Raw genomic sequence first — 16,129 nt, forward strand, 5'->3', positions numbered from 1 at the left:
CATCCTTAACGCCCCTGCCTTTTCGCCAAAAACGCCAGCTTTTCGACCAGTGCCACATCCTGTTCGTTCTTAAGCAAAGCACCAAACATTGGCATTAAACCGCCTTTTTGCTGTTTGTCAGTTAATACTTCTGCCGGAATATCTTCGGCCAACAATAGCTTGAGCCAGTCTAACAACTCGGAGGTTGATGGCTTTTTCTTTAAACCCGGCAACTCGCGCAGTTCAAAGAATATTTCCAGCGCGGTGCTTAGTAACTGCTTTTGAATATCCGGGTAATGCACCGCAACAATAGCCCGCAAGGTATCGGCATCCGGAAAACGGATGTAATGGAAAAAACAGCGGCGCAAAAAAGCGTCAGGCAGCTCTTTTTCGTTGTTAGAGGTAATAATCACTATTGGCCGGTCAGTAGCGCGAATTTGCTCACCGGTTTCGTGCACGTAAAACGCCATCTGGTCCAGCTCGTGCAGCAAGTCGTTCGGGAACTCAATGTCGGCCTTGTCTATCTCGTCTATCAGCAGCACCGGGCGTTTAGCAGCGGTAAAAGCCTGCCACAATTTGCCGGGACGAATATAATTACTGATATCCTGCACCTTATCGCTGCCCAGCTGACTGTCACGCAGCCGCGACACTGCATCATATTCATACAGGCCATGTTGCGCCTTAGTGGTAGACTTAATATGCCACTGGATAAGTTCGGTATCCAGACTTTGCGCCAGTTCCTCGGCTAACCGGGTTTTACCGGTGCCAGGCTCGCCTTTAATCAGTAACGGCTTCTCCAGGGTTACCGCGGCATTAACAGCCAGCGAAAGTTCGGTTGACACGATATAATTGTTTGTACTTTCAAAGGCCATCTTGATCCTCTCAGGGCTAAAATTCAGGCTATATTTTACGCATAATTGAAATGATATAAGTTATAGCCAAACGCTACTTCACCTTTTATGCTGCTGGCGTATTCTTATAACCAAATTCTTTGTAATTGGAGCTTTTTATGGCAAACGTATTTGCAGACCACTCATTGTCTATCGGCCGCACCCCTCTGGTCAAATTAAACCGGACTGTCCCTGGCGGTGCCAATGTCTACGCTAAAATTGAATCGCGCAACCCAAGTTTCAGTGTTAAGTGCCGGTTAGGTGCCGCATTAATCTGGGATGCTGAGAAACGTGGTGTGTTAACCACCGAGAAAGAAATTATCGAACCGACCTCAGGCAACACTGGCATTGCCCTGGCGTTTGTTGCGGCCAGCCGCGGTTATAAGCTGACCCTTACCATGCCTGCCACCATGAGCCTGGAGCGGCGCAAGCTGTTAAAAGCCCTGGGCGCTAACCTGGTGCTGACTGAAGGCCCGAAAGGCATGAAAGGCGCTATTGAAAAAGCCCATGAAATTCTGGCATCTGATCCAAACCGCTATGTATTGTTGCAACAATTTGAAAACCCGGCTAACCCGCAAATTCACGTCGATACCACCGGCCCGGAAATTTTTAATGATTTAGACGGTAAAGTAGATATTTTTATCGCCGGTGTCGGCACGGGCGGCACCATTACCGGTGTCAGCCGCTACCTGAAACAGGTTAAAAACCTGCCGTTACACAGTGTCGCAGTTGAACCAGTCGAGTCACCGGTGATCAGTCAGGCCAAAGCAGGCGAAGAATTAAAGCCTGGCCCGCATAAAATTCAGGGTATTGGTGCCGGTTTTATTCCGGGCAACCTTGATTTAGACCTGATAGATGAAGTGGAAACTGTCAGCAGTGACGATGCCATCGCCGCCACCCACCGCTTAATGCGCGAAGAAGGTATTCTGGCGGGTATTTCGTCAGGCGCTGCCTTAGTTGCGGCGCAGCGCCAGGCAGCCAAGCCGGAAAATGCCGGTAAAAATATTGTGGTTATTCTGGCCAGTGCGGCAGAGCGTTATTTATCCAGCCCATTGTTTGCTAACATTTTTACTGAGCAGGAACTGCAACCCTAAGCTTATTCATCTTGCTATTGAGGCCGCAATTTGCGGCCTTTTTCCTTTACAGTTGTCAAAAAAACTTCCACACTGCTTGCCTGACTTGTTACAAAAGGTGGCTGCTGATGAAACTGCTGGGGTCGTTAATATTTAGCATGTTATTGCTTGGCGCTTGTAGTGAAAAACCGAAAAGTAATGCGCATTGGGGAACCCCAGAGCATATTGCCACCGAGTTTTTTCATGCCCTGTATAACGAAAAAGATTTGGATAAAGCCAAAAGCCTCAGCACCGAAGAGTTTGCTGCGCTACTAGATGCTTACGTGACACCGCGTCAGGTGGCCAGAACCTTAATGAATATGTCCTATGATCATGTCACTATTGAAGTAAACCGCAGCGGCCAGAACCTGCGTCAGCAATATGATGACGATGCCGACGTTACCCTGGTGTTCAGTGGCGAACATGATGGCAAGCAGGTTGATAATTTACGCACGGTCAGTATGGTTAAAAAAAGTGGTAAATGGCTGGTCACTGAAGTAAAAGTCGACCCATTTAGCAGCACCGCCACCTACTAGCGAGCCAGTGGCAGTTAACGTTGCCTATTCTGACTTTTTTTCTTTATTTTCTCTATTTTTTTGGGGCGAAGAAGCCTTTTAGCTGCTGCTGACAAGCATCACTTTTCAGTAGCTCACCAAAAACCTCAAGCTCAGTCGCAATAACTTTATCGGCTTTGCGTTTTATTTTCCCGCGAAGTAAAGCCTTACTGTGTTGCACAGCCTCTGCCGGCAGTTTCGCCAGCGCATGTGCTTTATCTGCAACAAAATCAAGTAGCTTATCACTGGCTACCTGCTGATTAACCAGTCCCATCGCCTCGGCCTTGTCAGTGTCAAAAGCCTCTCCCAGCAGCAAGTACTGGGCAGCGCGTTGGTAACCCACCAGCTGCGGCAGTAATAAACTCGAGGCAGCCTCGGGACATAAGCCTAACTGACTGAACGGCATCTGAAACCGACAACCTGGTGCAGCATAAACTAAATCACAATGTAACAAAGCCGTGGTACCAATCCCTATGGCTAAACCGGCGACCGCAGCCACTATAGGTTTAGTAAAAGCATTAAGCTGATATAAAAATGCAACGGTCGGATGATGGGCATTCAGTTCGCCGGAAGACAGAAAGTCCTGCAAGTCATTACCGCTGGAAAAACAGCTGTCAGACCCTTGCAGCACAACAACTTTCACCGCCGGATCCCGCTCTGCCTGCTGCAGCGCTTCCGTCAGCTGCTTATACATAGCCAGACTCAGCGCATTCTTCTTATCCGGCCGCTGCAGGCTGAGCGTCAATACGCCTGCCTGGCTTTGCGTGATATTTACAGTCATTGGATGCTCTCTTATTAACTGGCTCTCTTATTAACTGACTCTCATATTAACTAGTGGCCACAATTTATTAATGACCGGCAGCGGTGCCTTCACGCCGTGGATCAGCGACACCTTCCAGCCCCTCAGCTTTTACTGCAATCGCATGAATGCCAGAATTCAGATCCTGCAGCCGCACCTGGTAGCCCATGGCTTCAAGCCGTGGCGCTAATTCAGCCAATGGTGTGCCCGCCTCTAACGCCAGATAATCATTGCGGTGAGTGAAACGTGGTAAATTAATCGCCTGCTCCAGGTTTAACTGCCAGTCCAGCACCGCTACCAGGTTTTGTGCCACATAATTAATAATCCTGCTGCCGCCTGGTGAGCCCGTCAGAAGCTTCAGGTTATTGTCCTGGTCAAATACCATCATCGGTGCCATTGAACTACGGGGACGCTTTCCTCCTTCTACCCGGTTGGCGACCAGTTTGCCGTTAACTTCTGCGCGTAGACTAAAATCGGTAAGCTGGTTATTCAGCAAATAACCGTTCACCATCAGGCCAGAACCAAACACATTCTCAATACTGGTCGTCATACTGACTGCATTACCGTACTGATCTACCACTGATAAGTGACTGGTATTTTCAAACTCTATCGCTGCAGCGTCTGCCAGTGACTCGGCGCCGTCCGGCAGTCCGGCAGCAGCCACTGTCAGGTTCCGTTGTGGATCAATCAGTTTTGCCCGACTTGCCAAATAGGCGGGGTCCAGCAATCCCGCAACCGGGACCGGGCTATAATCTGCATCCGCCAGGAAACGCTCCCGATCGGCAAACGCCAGCCGGGCCGCCTGACTGAGCAGATGCACTGCCTCTGCAGAACCAGGTTGCAGTTTGGCCAGATCAAATTCTGACAATATTCCCAATATCTGCAACACCGCAATACCACCCGAGCTCGGTGGTGCCATACCGCAGACCTGATACTGCCGGTAAGGCTGACACAAAACTTCCCGTTCAACCGCCTGATAGTTGCGCAGGTCCTCCAGCGATAACAGCCCGGGGTTAGTTGCCGCGCTGCGTACAGTTTTTACCAATGCTTCAGCGTTCTCGCCCTGATAAAAAGCGACAACGCCTTCTTTGGCAATGGCTCTGAGTAATTTGCCGTACTGCGGATTAGTGATGGTCTTGCCTGAGGCCAACGCCTGGCCATCAGGATAAAAATAGTCTTTTGCCGGCGCCAGGGTTTTAACCCCCTGATTCCAGCCCATCTTCAGATGTTTTGCCATCCGGGGGGTAACCTGAAAGCCCTGCTCGGCAGCGGTAATAGCATCATCAAACAGTGCCGGCCACGGCAAGCGGCCATATTGCTGATGCGCCATTGCCAACGCTTTTAATACACCTGGCACGCCAACTGATTTTCCGCCAACGTAGGCTTCGCGCCAGTCCAGTTGTTTACCCTTGTCACTGAACAGTTCGCCATCGGCCAAGGCCGGGGCTTTTTCACGGCCATCAAAACTAGTCAGACGCTGACTTGCTTTATGCCAATGCAAGATAAAAGCGCCGCCACCAATGCCGGAACTTTGCGGTTCTACCAGGCCCAGCATAAGTTGGGTGGCGATAGCCGCATCAACCGCACTGCCGCCCTTGGCCAGAATTTTCTGACCTGCTGCTACCGCCAAAGGGTGCGCCGCGGCGACCATGGCCTGCTTGCTGCGAACCAGTTGCTGCTCGGTTAAACCTGTAGTTGCTTCAGGCTCACGGATCTCCTGTTGTGGCACGCTCTGTTGTGGCAGCGCGCTGGCAACTGCAGTCTGAATGCTGAGCAACAAACTAAAATTGATTAATAACAGATAAAACAGCTTCATATCGTGCTCTCTTCACATGCAGCTTTACACCCTAACCAGAAGCGTCAACCAGATCAAGCGTGTTTAACGGCTTATCCTGTTGTTAAACGAAATACCGCTTGATATCGCCAGCAAATTAGTTTGGGATAACGGTACTTTTAACTGCTGTTTTGCAGATTTAATCAGGATCATAACCAGGCCGTTATGCAGACTTTATATAGTTCTATACGCAGTTACATACCTTTTGCCATCTTACTGCTGCTGGCAGTACTGATATTTATGTTGCCAGCAGCAGTGCAACAACTTTTGGCCTTTCAAAGGTCTGAGCTGGCAAACGGCGAGCTCTGGCGTTTGATCAGCGGTCATTTACTGCACTCAAACTTTTACCATCTGCTGTTAAATGGCGGAGGTTTGCTGGTAATTATGTTGCTGCACGCCAGCTATCAGCGCAAGATGGCGCTGATATGGCAGTTGCTGTTCAGCGCGGTATTCATCAGCAGCCTGATGTACTGGTTGCAGCCTGATATTCAGCGCTATGTCGGGTTATCCGGGGTGTTGCATGCTTTACTCTTTTTCGGGGCGCTGCTGGATATACAAACCGGTAAAACCGGGGGTGTTTTGCTTACGCTGGGCATTCTGGCCAAAATTGGCTACGAGCAATACCAGGGGCCCGACGCCGAGCTGGGCCAGTTAATCAGTGCCACAGTGGCGATTGACGCCCATCTTTATGGCGTAATAAGTGGCGCATTGTTATTTGCAATAGTAACGGCTAAAGCCAGGTTGCAGAAACATCCTCTGGCATGATCGGATACCAGGCGCCCGCTAATCCCGGGCCTGTCGCTGCCGAGCCCTCTCAACCAGCGCTTTAAATAAATGACGTTGGCGCCGGATGAAAATTAAAAACTCCGGATGCCATTGCACCCCAAGCACAAAATCCCGATCCGGGTCTTCCACTGCCTGGACAATATTGTCCAGATCACGACCAACCACCCGCAGTCCTTTACCTAATCTGTCTATTGCCTGATTATGTAAGCTGTTTATCCGGGCTTTCGGGGTCTGCAAAATGGTCTGTAATCTGGAATCTGGTTCAGTAAGACATAAAGTTTTTAATGGCAGCACAGTCCAGCGTTTTGATGTAAGTTGCCGCTGCTCTGTTAATTGCTGAAATAAGCTGCCACCGCGGCTGACGTTTAGTAGTTGCGCACCACGACAAATGCCCAATAGCGGCAACGCCTCTGCCTCCGCCTTGTTAATCACTGTCATTTCCAGTTCATCACGCGCCGGGTCATATTTAGGGTGCACTTCTGATTTGGCAGCATACAGCACGGGATCAACATCATGGCCGCCGGTTATGACTACCCCATCAAATATTTTGGTATCAATCTTATCTGAAGGTCTTATTTGTAGTGGCTTAGCACCGTACCAGCGTACGGCAACAGCCACCAGCAGCCGGGGCCCGAACGCGCCCCGCTCAGGCCCGGTTATCGCTATTACCGGTTTAGCCACTGCTGTTCCACCTTTGTTATCCAGGAGGCAGTAGTACTGCTGAGGTTTGTAAGATGGCGCTGGTATGCTGCCATACAGCGCGCCAGGCGTGCAGGATCAGCTGCAAGTAATTCAACTTCAGCCCAGCCATCCCAGGCATGTTGCAGACTCCAGTCTTTGCGATGGATCTCGCAACTGGGCAGACGGTAATGAAATGTCGGCCGCGCTTTAATTAACTTATCATCCGTTACCGCTCTGACTCTTTGCTCATCTAAATGCAGAAACAACGGTAAACAATCCAGGGCCCGGTTGCGGCTGGGGTTAAATTCAAGGTAATCATCTATCAGCTCGCTCAATGCCGGCTGATAATTATCTTCAGTAATTTTTTGCTGATAAGCCTTTGCATAGGGCTCGATATAGGACGTCAGGCTGCGGACGACATCAATATGCTCGCGCTGGCGTAACCAGTCCTGCAGACAAACAAATGCCTGAATGATCCTCAACAAAATTGTTACTTCAGCAGACGGGATTTCCGGATTAAGCTGTAATCCAAACGCATAACGTAGCGACTCAGATGAGCCTTTGGCCCCGGCTTTATGCAGCAACGTTATCAGTTCAGTCACGTCATTTAAGCGGGAAAAAGGCAGTGGTGGACTCACCAGCTCCAGCGGCACTAAAGGTTTGGCTACCGCTGCCAGCAGCGTTTCCAGTGACGCCTGCAGGTTATCTTTAACTGAATCGGTGTCAATTTTCTGTTCACCCATCTTAGTCAACAGCTGAAAATCCAACTCAATCAGCCAGTCTCCGGCCGGATCACCCGTCAGGTTGTAGCGATAACGGCTGCTGGCCTTCGTTGTCAGTGCTAAATGCCTCGCTACCAATTGCTGGACATCAGCGAGCTCCAGACCACTGAATTCTATTTCAATACCAAAACGTCGTGGTTTATTGGCATAACTGCTTTGCCAGGGTAACGCTTGTAACTGTAACTGACTGGACAAATACACCTCAGGCTCGACTTTTTAAACTCAGCCTAAGGTAGCGGCCAGGGCTTGTCAATTAACCGACTTGATGCAGCAATAATCGCCAGTTTAGGTTAAACTTGCGGCGTACTTAGTCAGAAAGGGATTGTTTTGAAAACCATTTTTCATTCAAGCTGGCCGCTATTCCTTGGGGTTGCTATGGTTGGCATGACAACCGGGCTGCAAAATACCCTGTTGTCATTACGGGCTGAACTGGAAGGCTTTGCCAGTGTCAGTATCGGCCTGATGCTGGCAGGTTATTTTATTGGTTTTTTACTCGGCTCTATCCGGGCCCCGAAAATGATTATGCGGGTGGGCCATATCCGCGCCTTCGCCGCACTGGCAGCAATGGCCTCTATCAGTATCCTGCTGCATGCTATCTGGGTTAATACTTATGCCTGGTTTTTCTTAAGGCTATTATCAGGCTTTTGCTTTTCAGCCATTTTTGTCATTGCCGAGAGCTGGGTCAACGACAAGGCTGATAATCAGAACCGCGCTACCCTGCTGTCACTTTATGTCTCGATGTTGTTCGGCGGCATTGGTCTGGGCCAGTTTCTGATTACGGTGGGCGATCCGCGGGATTTCATTCAGTTCACCCTGGTATCGGTGCTAATCAGTGCTGCAGTTATTCCACTGCTTATTACCAAAACACCGGCGCCGACATTTCAGCAAGCTGAGAAAATGCCGGTGCGCCAATTGCTGAAAATGGTGCCATTAGGCGTACTCGGCTGTTTTATTCTGCAGTTTGGCTATGCGTCGATGTTTGGTTTCGGCCCGGTTTATTTCTCCCGGTTAGGCTTGTCCTTGCTGCATATCGCCAGCCTGATGGCGATATTTATTTTCGGCTGCCTTTGTATGCAGTTTCAGTTGGGTAAGTTGTCCGATCGCTTCGATCGCAAACTGATTATGACGGTGTGTGGTTTTGGCGCCAGTATCCTGGCGATATGGCTGGCTCAGCTGACCGCCGCCAGTGGCTGGCAGCTTTATCTGGCCTGTTATCTGTTTGGCGCGCTGTTCCTGCCACTGTACTCAATGGCTATTGCCCATACCAACGACCATCTGGCAAAACGACAAATGGTAGCCGCCAGCAGCGTGTTAATCCGAGCCAACGGTTTAGGCGCTATCGGTGGCTTGATACTGTCCGGCTTATTACTGGATAAGTTTGGCAGTACGGTATTTTTTTACTTTATAGGCCTGCTACCGGCAATTGTTGCGTTAATGGCGTTTTATCATTATTGCTTTCAGCGCCACACCAGCCAGCGGCCACACTCCAATGCTGTCTCACCCACCCAGGTAACCCAAACCATGATTAATAACGCACTGAATGATGATTAGCACCTTGCTTATTGCAATTTAGCGTCAACCCCGTTAGCGTGATGTTATTCGGGCAGTAGCTAGCAGTAATTGTCTTGTTAAAAAGAGAAAAAATGTTCAAAAGGATTTTTTGTTTAGTTGTAGTATTGCTGTTAAGCCTCAGCGGCCTGGCATTTGCTGAGGCCATCCCAAAATCCGTGTCGCCTGCACCTGTTCAACACATTTTTCGTCTCTCACCAGATAATGATTTAAGTCAGGGCAATGTATTTAAACTGGCACTAGATCAGCATAACAAACTCTGGCTGGCCAACGAAGATGGCCTCGACAGCTATGATGGCTATCGGGTTAATCCCATTCGCTTTGGTTTACTGGCGGAAACGACTTCAATTGAAGATTTCATGTTTGTCCGGCCCGGTGTTATGCACCTGGCGTCTGCCGACCATGGTTTGTTGCAGCTTGATTTGCACGATAACAGCATTACACCATTGCAACAAATTGAAGAAAGTGTGTCAGATAAATACAGCCAGATGATCTATGTTATCAGGCAAGATAAAGCCGGAAATATGATTTATGCTAACTTCAACACTGTCTTTCAGCTTCATAACGAGCAACTTGTAAGCGTATTTACCTTACCAAGTGATGATATTTATACCCATTTTATTTGGGACATATTGCAAGTTGGCGACCATATTTATATTGCCAGTACTGAGCAACTCTGGCGACTGAATTTAGCCACTGGCAAATACCAACAAATTCATTTTTTAACAGGCAATGTTTCTGCCAAACAACGTGAAAATATATCCTTACACCTAAACCAACACTTTCTCTATGTCGGTACAAGAGCGGGTTTGCACAGGATCGCAATAGAAGACCTCGACGTACCTGTTAATGATGCAGCGTTGAAGGTTGTCAGTGAGAAAGTGATAGCCGATGCAACGTTCTGGTTGATAAAGCCAGCGCCACAAGGCGGCTTAATGTTGGCAAGCAGTAAAGGCTTACTGCATTTAGCAGATGACTTAACCTTAAATACCTTGTTTCAACCTTCTCAGACCCCTCAGCCACATTATGACGATACCGTCTACGATTTTGCTCAAGATGAGTATGGTAATTTCTGGCTGGCAATACGGGGTGACGGCGCTTACTACTGGCAACCACGGCAACAACGATTTACCAACATTGGTATTCAACAGCAACTTAGTCACCCAATTATATACAGCCTGCTAAGTGACAATGATGTGCTGTGGGCCGGCAGTCAGAATGGTTTAAACCGAATTGAGCTGTCTGACAATCAAGTTAGCCGCTATCTGGTTAATGTTGATCCTGATGCTGTCAGTTACAACGCCACCATCAATCATATTTTGCCTGGCAACGAAAAGCGGCTCTGGTTAATGACAGATGAAAACATCCGGCTATTTAACCGTAAAACGCTGCAGGAAGAATATGTTGAAAGCCCCGAGGTTGCCGCACAATTAGCAGAGCCTCCTTACGGCATGGCAGCAGATAGGCGGGGAAATTTATTTTTAAAAAATGACAATGGATTTTTCAGGATCAGTGCGGATGGTGCTGACATACGCCCGTTATCTGTGCTGGATGAAGCCGCAAAAAAGGTGAGTTACAGCAATATTTACTCCATTGATCCCCAAAACATTAATTCACTTATTATCAGTTTTGATGCTGCAATCTGGCGTTATAATTTTGAAACAACTCAACTGCAATTACTCTATCAGTTGCCTGAAGGCATGCAACGTGAGTCCAGCTATCTCGAGAGCATGGTCGTACTCGGCGATAGTATATGGTTGCTGTTTTATCAACAAGCGCTGGTAGAACTAGACAGCGAGACATTAGCAGTAAAACAGCAAAAATTCCGCGACGATTTACCAGCCTACTCGCTGTACGCCATGCAGGCCGACCACATGGGATATTTATGGCTGAGCAGCCACCGTGGTTTATGGCGTTACAATATCGAGGCCGATAACTTCAGACAATTCACTGTCCTCGATGGGTTGGTAGGTAATGAATTCAACGGCATGGTGCACGCGACGCTGCCTGATGGCAAATTAGCATTTGGCTCTATGAAAGGTGTAACCTTATTTGACCCCGGGCAGTTTATTCACCATCAAAATAAGGTAAGAGAACTTGCCGTAAGTCATCTGAGTCTGATGTCAAGAAAGCTCCCCGACTTGTTGCAACCGCTTAACACAGCTCATATTGAGCTTGATCACCGGGATTACGGCTTACAGATTTACTTATCTACCTTTAGTTACAAGCAACAAAACCAAACCCGCTATCGTTTTGAACTGACCGGACCTTCAGCCATTCCGGCTTTTACCAGTCATCAGCCCACTTTATTACTACCACAGTTAAAAGCAGGCCGGCACTTATTAACCGTTACAGCATTCGACCCGTTAAAAGAACAATATACTGCACCAGCATATGTTGAAATTGTGGTGAGAGCGGCGCCGTGGCTCAGTAGCCTTGCTAAAAGTCTCTATTTACTTCTGTTACTGTCCGCTATTGGCTACTGGTTCTACCGCCGCCAGCAACAACGCCAGTTGCTGTTAAATCACAACCAGCAACTGCAGCAATCTGAACAACGCTTGATGCTGGCTCTTGAAACCGCTGATAGCAATATCTGGCAGTGGCAGGCAGAAGACGATCGCATTTTTCATCAGGCCCGCCTGACGCTGCTGGGTGCCAACCAACCAGATAACGGCATTCATTTCAGAGAGTATGTTGAGCTGATCCACCCGGACGATCGCAATGATTATCAGCGCAACTGGCTGGAACTGTTACAACAGGAAACAGAGCAATTTAACCTGATTTACCGGGTTAAAGATCAGGAGGACAATTGGCTATGGTTTAAAGATGTCGGTAAAGTCACTCAGCCCGGTATAAGCTGCGCCAAGCAAATTACTGGTATTTATACTAATATCACCGCCCGCAAGTTAACCGAGCAAGCGCTGACACAGCTAACCCACCATGACAGTCTGACTGGTTTGCCAAACCGCAAAATGTTATTAGCGTTATTAACAGATGCCCTGCAGTCGCAATCCGTTGTTGCACTGTGTTTTATTGACCTTAACCGCTTTAAACAGATAAATGATTCTTTCGGCCATGAAAAGGGCGACCAAGTATTACAGGTTATAGCCAGCCGCTTGCAAAATGTAAAACGGCCAACTGATATTCTGGCCCACCTGGGTAGCGATGAATTTGTACTGGTACTGAGCTTGCAGCAGGTTGAGCAATTGCCCGGATTATTACAACAGGTACTGCAGCAACTGGAAAAACCCCTGCCATTAGATAATGAGTTACTTAGTATCAGTTGCAGTATCGGCGTGAGTCGTTATCCGGCCGATAGCAGCAACGCGACAGATCTGTTAAAACAGGCAGATATTGCCATGTATCATGCTAAAGCCCAGAGCCAGCAGCCTTATTTACTGTATCAGGCCACCATGCAGCAACTGGCATTGCATAATCTGACCCTGGAGCACCAGTTTAAGCAGGCACTCAACGCTCAGCAGTTACAAAATTACTATCAGCCGGTTGTCAACATCAATACTGCTGAAGTCACCAGTATTGAACTGCTGTTGCGATGGAACAACAATGGCAAGATGGTGCCGCCAAATCAGTTTATCTTACTGGCTGAACAGCTGGGGCTGATTGACCAGTTAACCTGGCAATCGTTACGCCAGGCGTTGTCTGATTTGCAACAGCTCGATGCGGCAGGTCATCAGCTGGCCTTATCAGTAAATTTATCAGCGGTTCAGTTATGCAGTGTTAATTTAGCCAGCCAACTTCAGGCATTACTGGCCGGAAAACCAGAACTGTTACCGCGGATAAAGCTGGAAATTACCGAAAGTGCCATTATGACCAACCGTAAACTGGCGATAGATACCATGCATCAGCTAAAGGATGCTGGTTTCAGCTTGTATCTTGACGACTTTGGCACCGGCCATTCGTCGCTGACTTATCTGCAGGACTTTCCGATAGATTTAATAAAAATTGACCGGCGCTTTATCCGCGACTTAGTCCCGACAAAACCTCATGCCATTTTAGATACCATTCTGACCCTGGCAGATAACTTGTCGCTTGACTGTATTGCCGAAGGGGTCGAAACAATTGACCAGTTAGATTATTTGCAGCAGCGTCATTGCCAGTTAATTCAGGGCTATTTATTTGCCAGACCAATGCCTGTTAACCTGCTTCAGCGCTATCTGGATGACGCCGGGCACACTATTGCTGCCATATTGCAGTCTTTGCGCTAACGCGCCACACCAGATAGCTGGCGTATTCGGCGGTGAGTTTACTGTATAAATCATAGTTACTCAGATTCACAGTGAACATACAGTTCCAGCCACAATTAAGTGGCCGGAACGTCTGGCTGCTGACGGTGCTTAGTCCGGCATTAAGCTGATGATAATTAATTAACTTAGTTACCCGCCAGCCGTGAAAATCACTGGTAACAAACTGCAAACGTTGTCGTTGACTGAGGCGCTGAGTTAAGCTGCTGAATTCCTGATAGGTGTTATCACCTGCGTCAAAGCAATCAATTACCAGCGGCTGTTGCTGCTGGCTTAGCAGATAATCCTGATAAGGCTGACAGTAGCGGGTGGTAATGATTACCGGCGCGGTCTGTCCGCCCAGGCTTTGCGCCAACCGGTCCAGCCTGGCGCGGCCACAGGCCGGTAAGGTTTCTGCAGAGCCACCACAGCCCAACACAACATAGGTACTGGCGGTTTGCGGCAAACTACTACCACCAATTTGCGCAGCATAGTGGCCGCGAACCATATTCGCAAAGTAAGTATTGCCGGCCAGATAAAAGCCCAGTAATAGCAGCCACAGGCCTTTTTTCCGGTAGAAAATACAGGCCACTAACAAGCCGTACAGAAAAATATTTTGTGGGTACAAAAAAGGTTCAAGCAGATCTTTCATCAGGCCCCCGTGCCACTGCTGGTTTGCCGCCTGTTACTGACGTTGCTAAACGTGCGTTGTATACAGCCGCATTAACTAACGCCCAGGGTAACCAGAGCATGCCCGATGTCACAACATGTCCTGCCAGCATGGCTACCCCCAGCAATACTATATTAATAAACAACACGGTCGCGGCCAGCGGGTGCACGGCTAATTGCGCAACGCTGCTGTAAAAGAACCGGCCAAATGTCAGGCTGAATATCAGCCCGCCCGCCAGGCCATAAAACATCAGTAAATCGAACAGGTCAATTTCAATAAAGTATTTTTTCAGCAACACACTGACCCCGGCTACCCCTACCCCGAACAGCCGGTGGAGCAGCTCATAGTGCTGTTCAGTCTGCTGCCAGACAACGGTTAAATATAAGTCGCGCGATGACAGTAAAATCCCCAGCACACCGCGTTGCTGATAGGCATAGGCCAGCTTATCGTATAAACCCGCAGCCCGTAACAGCGGTTCAGCGTACCAGATAACCAGCAGCAGTGTGATCAGCGCCAGCAGCAGGCAAACTAACAATTGTCGGTAGTATTGCCGGTAAAAACCCGGCTTCGCCGCCAATAACGGGATGCAGACTACCAGCAGCAGGCTACCCAGCAGCCCGGTTTTGGTCAGCAGCAACATTGCACTAGCCAGGGTTAACAGGCTAATCATCATATAGCGGGCTTTGTGTGTTGGCCAGCTGCGCCACAATAACCAGCCACTGACCACCAGTAACACCACAGCCAGTTCGTTCGTTGAATAGAAAAAACCTTTTAACCCTAAAAATGGCTGAGCAACATTGTCCATGGGCTGATAAGCCGTATAACCCAATCCCGCCAACCCCAACGCCAGGTTAAGCAAAATGACACCGTAGCTAAGCAACATCAACCGGTCGGTCATCACCACAAAGGCATCGGGGTAACGCCGGCAAAACTGCCGGAAAAAACCAAAGGCCAGCAGTGGCGCCAATGCTTTAACCAGCAATGGCAATTCCGAGGCAATAAAATGACCTGCTCCGCGGCTGCTCAGTGCCGGGATAGTCAGATAGCTGTACGCTGGTCCAGCCAGCGCTAACAGCAGCAAGCCAGATATCAGCAGCAGACTTATACAACGCCAGAGGATTAATTGCCAGATCAGCAGACTTAACAACAATGCTTTAAAGAGTAAAGACCAGGGCAATGCCAGGGGAGTCTGTTGCAGAGCGCCGCTGATACTGTCGATCAGCAAAAACCATGGTGCCAGATAAAACAGCAACAAAGCAGGCCAGCTGACAGAAGTCAGCCTGGGTACAAGACCAGCGGAAATTGAGTTCGGTAATAGCGCTGACAACATTATTTTTTAAATAACCCCGCCAGGCCTTTACTGAACAGCCGGATCCGCATACTGCTTAACCATGCCATTTTTTGCTTAAAGTAATAGCGCCATTTTAACTTCTGCAAGCCAAAGCGGCATTGGCGCAGCAACTCAAACAACCCCAGCGGGCGTTTTTCCATCATCAGCCGGTAGAACATCTGGTTCTGTAAGTTGCGTTCACTCATCAACGGCCGGTGCTTGGCAACAAACTGCTTATGCGCATCCAGCCGTTTTGGTGAATTGGTGATCCTGCCCAGCTCATGGCCCACATTCACCTTATAACTGGCATCGCTAATCCGCCGCGCCGGCCCGAAAGCAGCCACTACCCGCACCCACATATCATAATCCTGAAAGGCGGCCAGACCTTCATCAAACCCCTGCAGTTGTAACATCCGATCACGCTCAACCAGTGCCTGGTTAGATAACGTATGCAAATCAAGTAAGCTGCTAAGCGTCACCACTTCATCCCGGGCGAATAAGGTTTTGCGGACGCTGCCGTAATCCCAGATATAGCCCGAACAGACACAACTGTACTGCGGGTCGTATGCCTTGTATAAACTGCTCAGGCGATGAGGTAAAAATTCATCATCATCATCTATTCCGGTAACAAATTCGCCTTTTGCTTCGTTAATTGCCCGGTTGCGGGCAGCACAGGCTCCTTTGCCCTCAGGCTGGCGGAAAAACCGTACCCGGTCATCATTAACGTATTTATTGGTCAGGCTGGGCCAGGTGTCATCTGTTGAAGAGTCGTCTACTACCAATAATTCAAAATTGGGATAATCCTGCGCCAGCACAGAATCAATAGCCCGGGTTGCCATCGCCAGCCGGTTAAAAGTTGGCATATACACGCTGATTAACGGCCAGTCTTGTTGTGAGTTCAT

Annotated in this window: 13 protein-coding genes; 5 read left to right on the top strand and 8 right to left on the bottom strand. The window is 48.8% G+C overall.

Annotation, left to right across the window (positions count from 1 at the left end; translation table 11 throughout):
- Positions 1 to 5: 5 nt before the first annotated feature.
- Positions 6 to 851: an AAA family ATPase gene (locus CRO03_RS02360; protein WP_097109953.1), complete on the bottom strand. Its 846-nt coding sequence runs from the start codon at positions 849 to 851 to the stop codon at positions 6 to 8.
- A 137-nt stretch (positions 852 to 988) separates the two neighbouring features.
- Between CRO03_RS02360 and cysK the strand changes: the two genes are divergently transcribed.
- Together cysK and CRO03_RS02370 are read left to right on the top strand one after the other, a co-directional pair.
- Positions 989 to 1,963, top strand: a complete 975-nt coding sequence (gene cysK / locus CRO03_RS02365) for a cysteine synthase A (RefSeq protein WP_097109954.1) — start codon at positions 989 to 991, stop codon at positions 1,961 to 1,963.
- Between the two features lie 107 nt (positions 1,964 to 2,070).
- Entirely contained in the window at positions 2,071 to 2,517 is a 447-nt protein-coding gene (locus CRO03_RS02370) for a hypothetical protein (protein ID WP_097109955.1), read from the top strand.
- A 52-nt stretch (positions 2,518 to 2,569) separates the two neighbouring features.
- On the opposite strand, the gene CRO03_RS02375 is transcribed toward CRO03_RS02370, so the two are convergent.
- On the bottom strand, positions 2,570 to 3,316 hold the full coding sequence (locus tag CRO03_RS02375) for an enoyl-CoA hydratase-related protein (RefSeq protein ID WP_097109956.1): 747 nt from the start codon (positions 3,314 to 3,316) through the stop codon (positions 2,570 to 2,572).
- A gap of 67 nt (positions 3,317 to 3,383) precedes the next feature.
- Complete coding sequence (gene ggt, locus CRO03_RS02380) at positions 3,384 to 5,150, bottom strand: gamma-glutamyltransferase (protein WP_097109957.1); 1,767 nt, start codon at positions 5,148 to 5,150, stop codon at positions 3,384 to 3,386.
- A 183-nt stretch (positions 5,151 to 5,333) separates the two neighbouring features.
- Between ggt and rrtA the strand changes: the two genes are divergently transcribed.
- The gene (rrtA, locus tag CRO03_RS02385; RefSeq protein ID WP_097109958.1) at positions 5,334 to 5,933 is read left to right on the top strand and encodes a rhombosortase; all 600 of its coding nucleotides are present in this window, start codon (positions 5,334 to 5,336) and stop codon (positions 5,931 to 5,933) included.
- Between the two features lie 18 nt (positions 5,934 to 5,951).
- On the opposite strand, the gene CRO03_RS02390 is transcribed toward rrtA, so the two are convergent.
- The gene (locus CRO03_RS02390) at positions 5,952 to 6,635 is read right to left on the bottom strand and encodes a gamma-glutamyl-gamma-aminobutyrate hydrolase family protein (protein WP_097109959.1); all 684 of its coding nucleotides are present in this window, start codon (positions 6,633 to 6,635) and stop codon (positions 5,952 to 5,954) included.
- The gene (locus CRO03_RS02395) at positions 6,620 to 7,612 is read right to left on the bottom strand and encodes an amidoligase family protein (RefSeq protein ID WP_170948915.1); all 993 of its coding nucleotides are present in this window, start codon (positions 7,610 to 7,612) and stop codon (positions 6,620 to 6,622) included. Before CRO03_RS02395 ends, CRO03_RS02390 begins: the two co-directional genes overlap by 16 nt.
- Positions 7,613 to 7,744: 132 nt before the next feature.
- Here CRO03_RS02395 and CRO03_RS02400 point away from each other — a divergent pair, with 132 nt between their 5' ends.
- Together CRO03_RS02400 and CRO03_RS02405 are read left to right on the top strand one after the other, a co-directional pair.
- Positions 7,745 to 8,968 carry an MFS transporter gene (locus CRO03_RS02400; RefSeq protein WP_097109961.1) on the top strand — a complete coding sequence of 408 codons (1,224 nt, stop codon included), beginning with the start codon at positions 7,745 to 7,747 and terminating at the stop codon, positions 8,966 to 8,968.
- Between the two features lie 92 nt (positions 8,969 to 9,060).
- On the top strand, positions 9,061 to 13,212 hold the full coding sequence (locus CRO03_RS02405; RefSeq protein ID WP_097109962.1) for an EAL domain-containing protein: 4,152 nt from the start codon (positions 9,061 to 9,063) through the stop codon (positions 13,210 to 13,212).
- On the opposite strand, the gene CRO03_RS02410 is transcribed toward CRO03_RS02405, so the two are convergent.
- The 3 genes from CRO03_RS02410 to CRO03_RS02420 all read right to left on the bottom strand — a co-directional run bounded on the left by CRO03_RS02410 (position 13,181) and on the right by CRO03_RS02420 (position 16,129).
- Positions 13,181 to 13,879 (bottom strand): YdcF family protein, encoded by a 699-nt coding sequence (locus tag CRO03_RS02410; protein ID WP_097109963.1) that lies wholly within the window; start codon positions 13,877 to 13,879, stop codon positions 13,181 to 13,183. The genes CRO03_RS02405 and CRO03_RS02410 overlap by 32 nt on opposite strands.
- Complete coding sequence (locus CRO03_RS02415; protein WP_170948916.1) at positions 13,863 to 15,152, bottom strand: O-antigen ligase family protein; 1,290 nt, start codon at positions 15,150 to 15,152, stop codon at positions 13,863 to 13,865. Before CRO03_RS02415 ends, CRO03_RS02410 begins: the two co-directional genes overlap by 17 nt.
- A gap of 74 nt (positions 15,153 to 15,226) precedes the next feature.
- Positions 15,227 to 16,129 carry a glycosyltransferase gene (locus tag CRO03_RS02420; protein ID WP_097109965.1) on the bottom strand — a complete coding sequence of 301 codons (903 nt, stop codon included), beginning with the start codon at positions 16,127 to 16,129 and terminating at the stop codon, positions 15,227 to 15,229.

Origin of the sequence: Arsukibacterium tuosuense (genome assembly GCF_900215315.1) — a bacterium.
Classification (GTDB): Bacteria; Pseudomonadota; Gammaproteobacteria; order Enterobacterales; family Alteromonadaceae; genus Alishewanella; species Alishewanella tuosuense.

Bases quoted from the DNA above. Each gene is read 5' to 3' on its own strand.
- CRO03_RS02360 (WP_097109953.1), bottom strand. From the start codon at position 851: ATGGCCTTTGAAAGTACAAACAATTATATCGTGTCAACCGAACTTTCG.
- cysK (WP_097109954.1), top strand. From the start codon at position 989: ATGGCAAACGTATTTGCAGACCACTCATTGTCTATCGGCCGCACCCCT.
- CRO03_RS02370 (WP_097109955.1), top strand. From the start codon at position 2,071: ATGAAACTGCTGGGGTCGTTAATATTTAGCATGTTATTGCTTGGCGCT.
- CRO03_RS02375 (WP_097109956.1), bottom strand. From the start codon at position 3,316: ATGACTGTAAATATCACGCAAAGCCAGGCAGGCGTATTGACGCTCAGC.
- ggt (WP_097109957.1), bottom strand. From the start codon at position 5,150: ATGAAGCTGTTTTATCTGTTATTAATCAATTTTAGTTTGTTGCTCAGC.
- rrtA (WP_097109958.1), top strand. From the start codon at position 5,334: ATGCAGACTTTATATAGTTCTATACGCAGTTACATACCTTTTGCCATC.
- CRO03_RS02405 (WP_097109962.1), top strand. From the start codon at position 9,061: ATGTTCAAAAGGATTTTTTGTTTAGTTGTAGTATTGCTGTTAAGCCTC.
- CRO03_RS02410 (WP_097109963.1), bottom strand. From the start codon at position 13,879: ATGAAAGATCTGCTTGAACCTTTTTTGTACCCACAAAATATTTTTCTG.
- CRO03_RS02420 (WP_097109965.1), bottom strand. From the start codon at position 16,129: ATGAACTCACAACAAGACTGGCCGTTAATCAGCGTGTATATGCCAACT.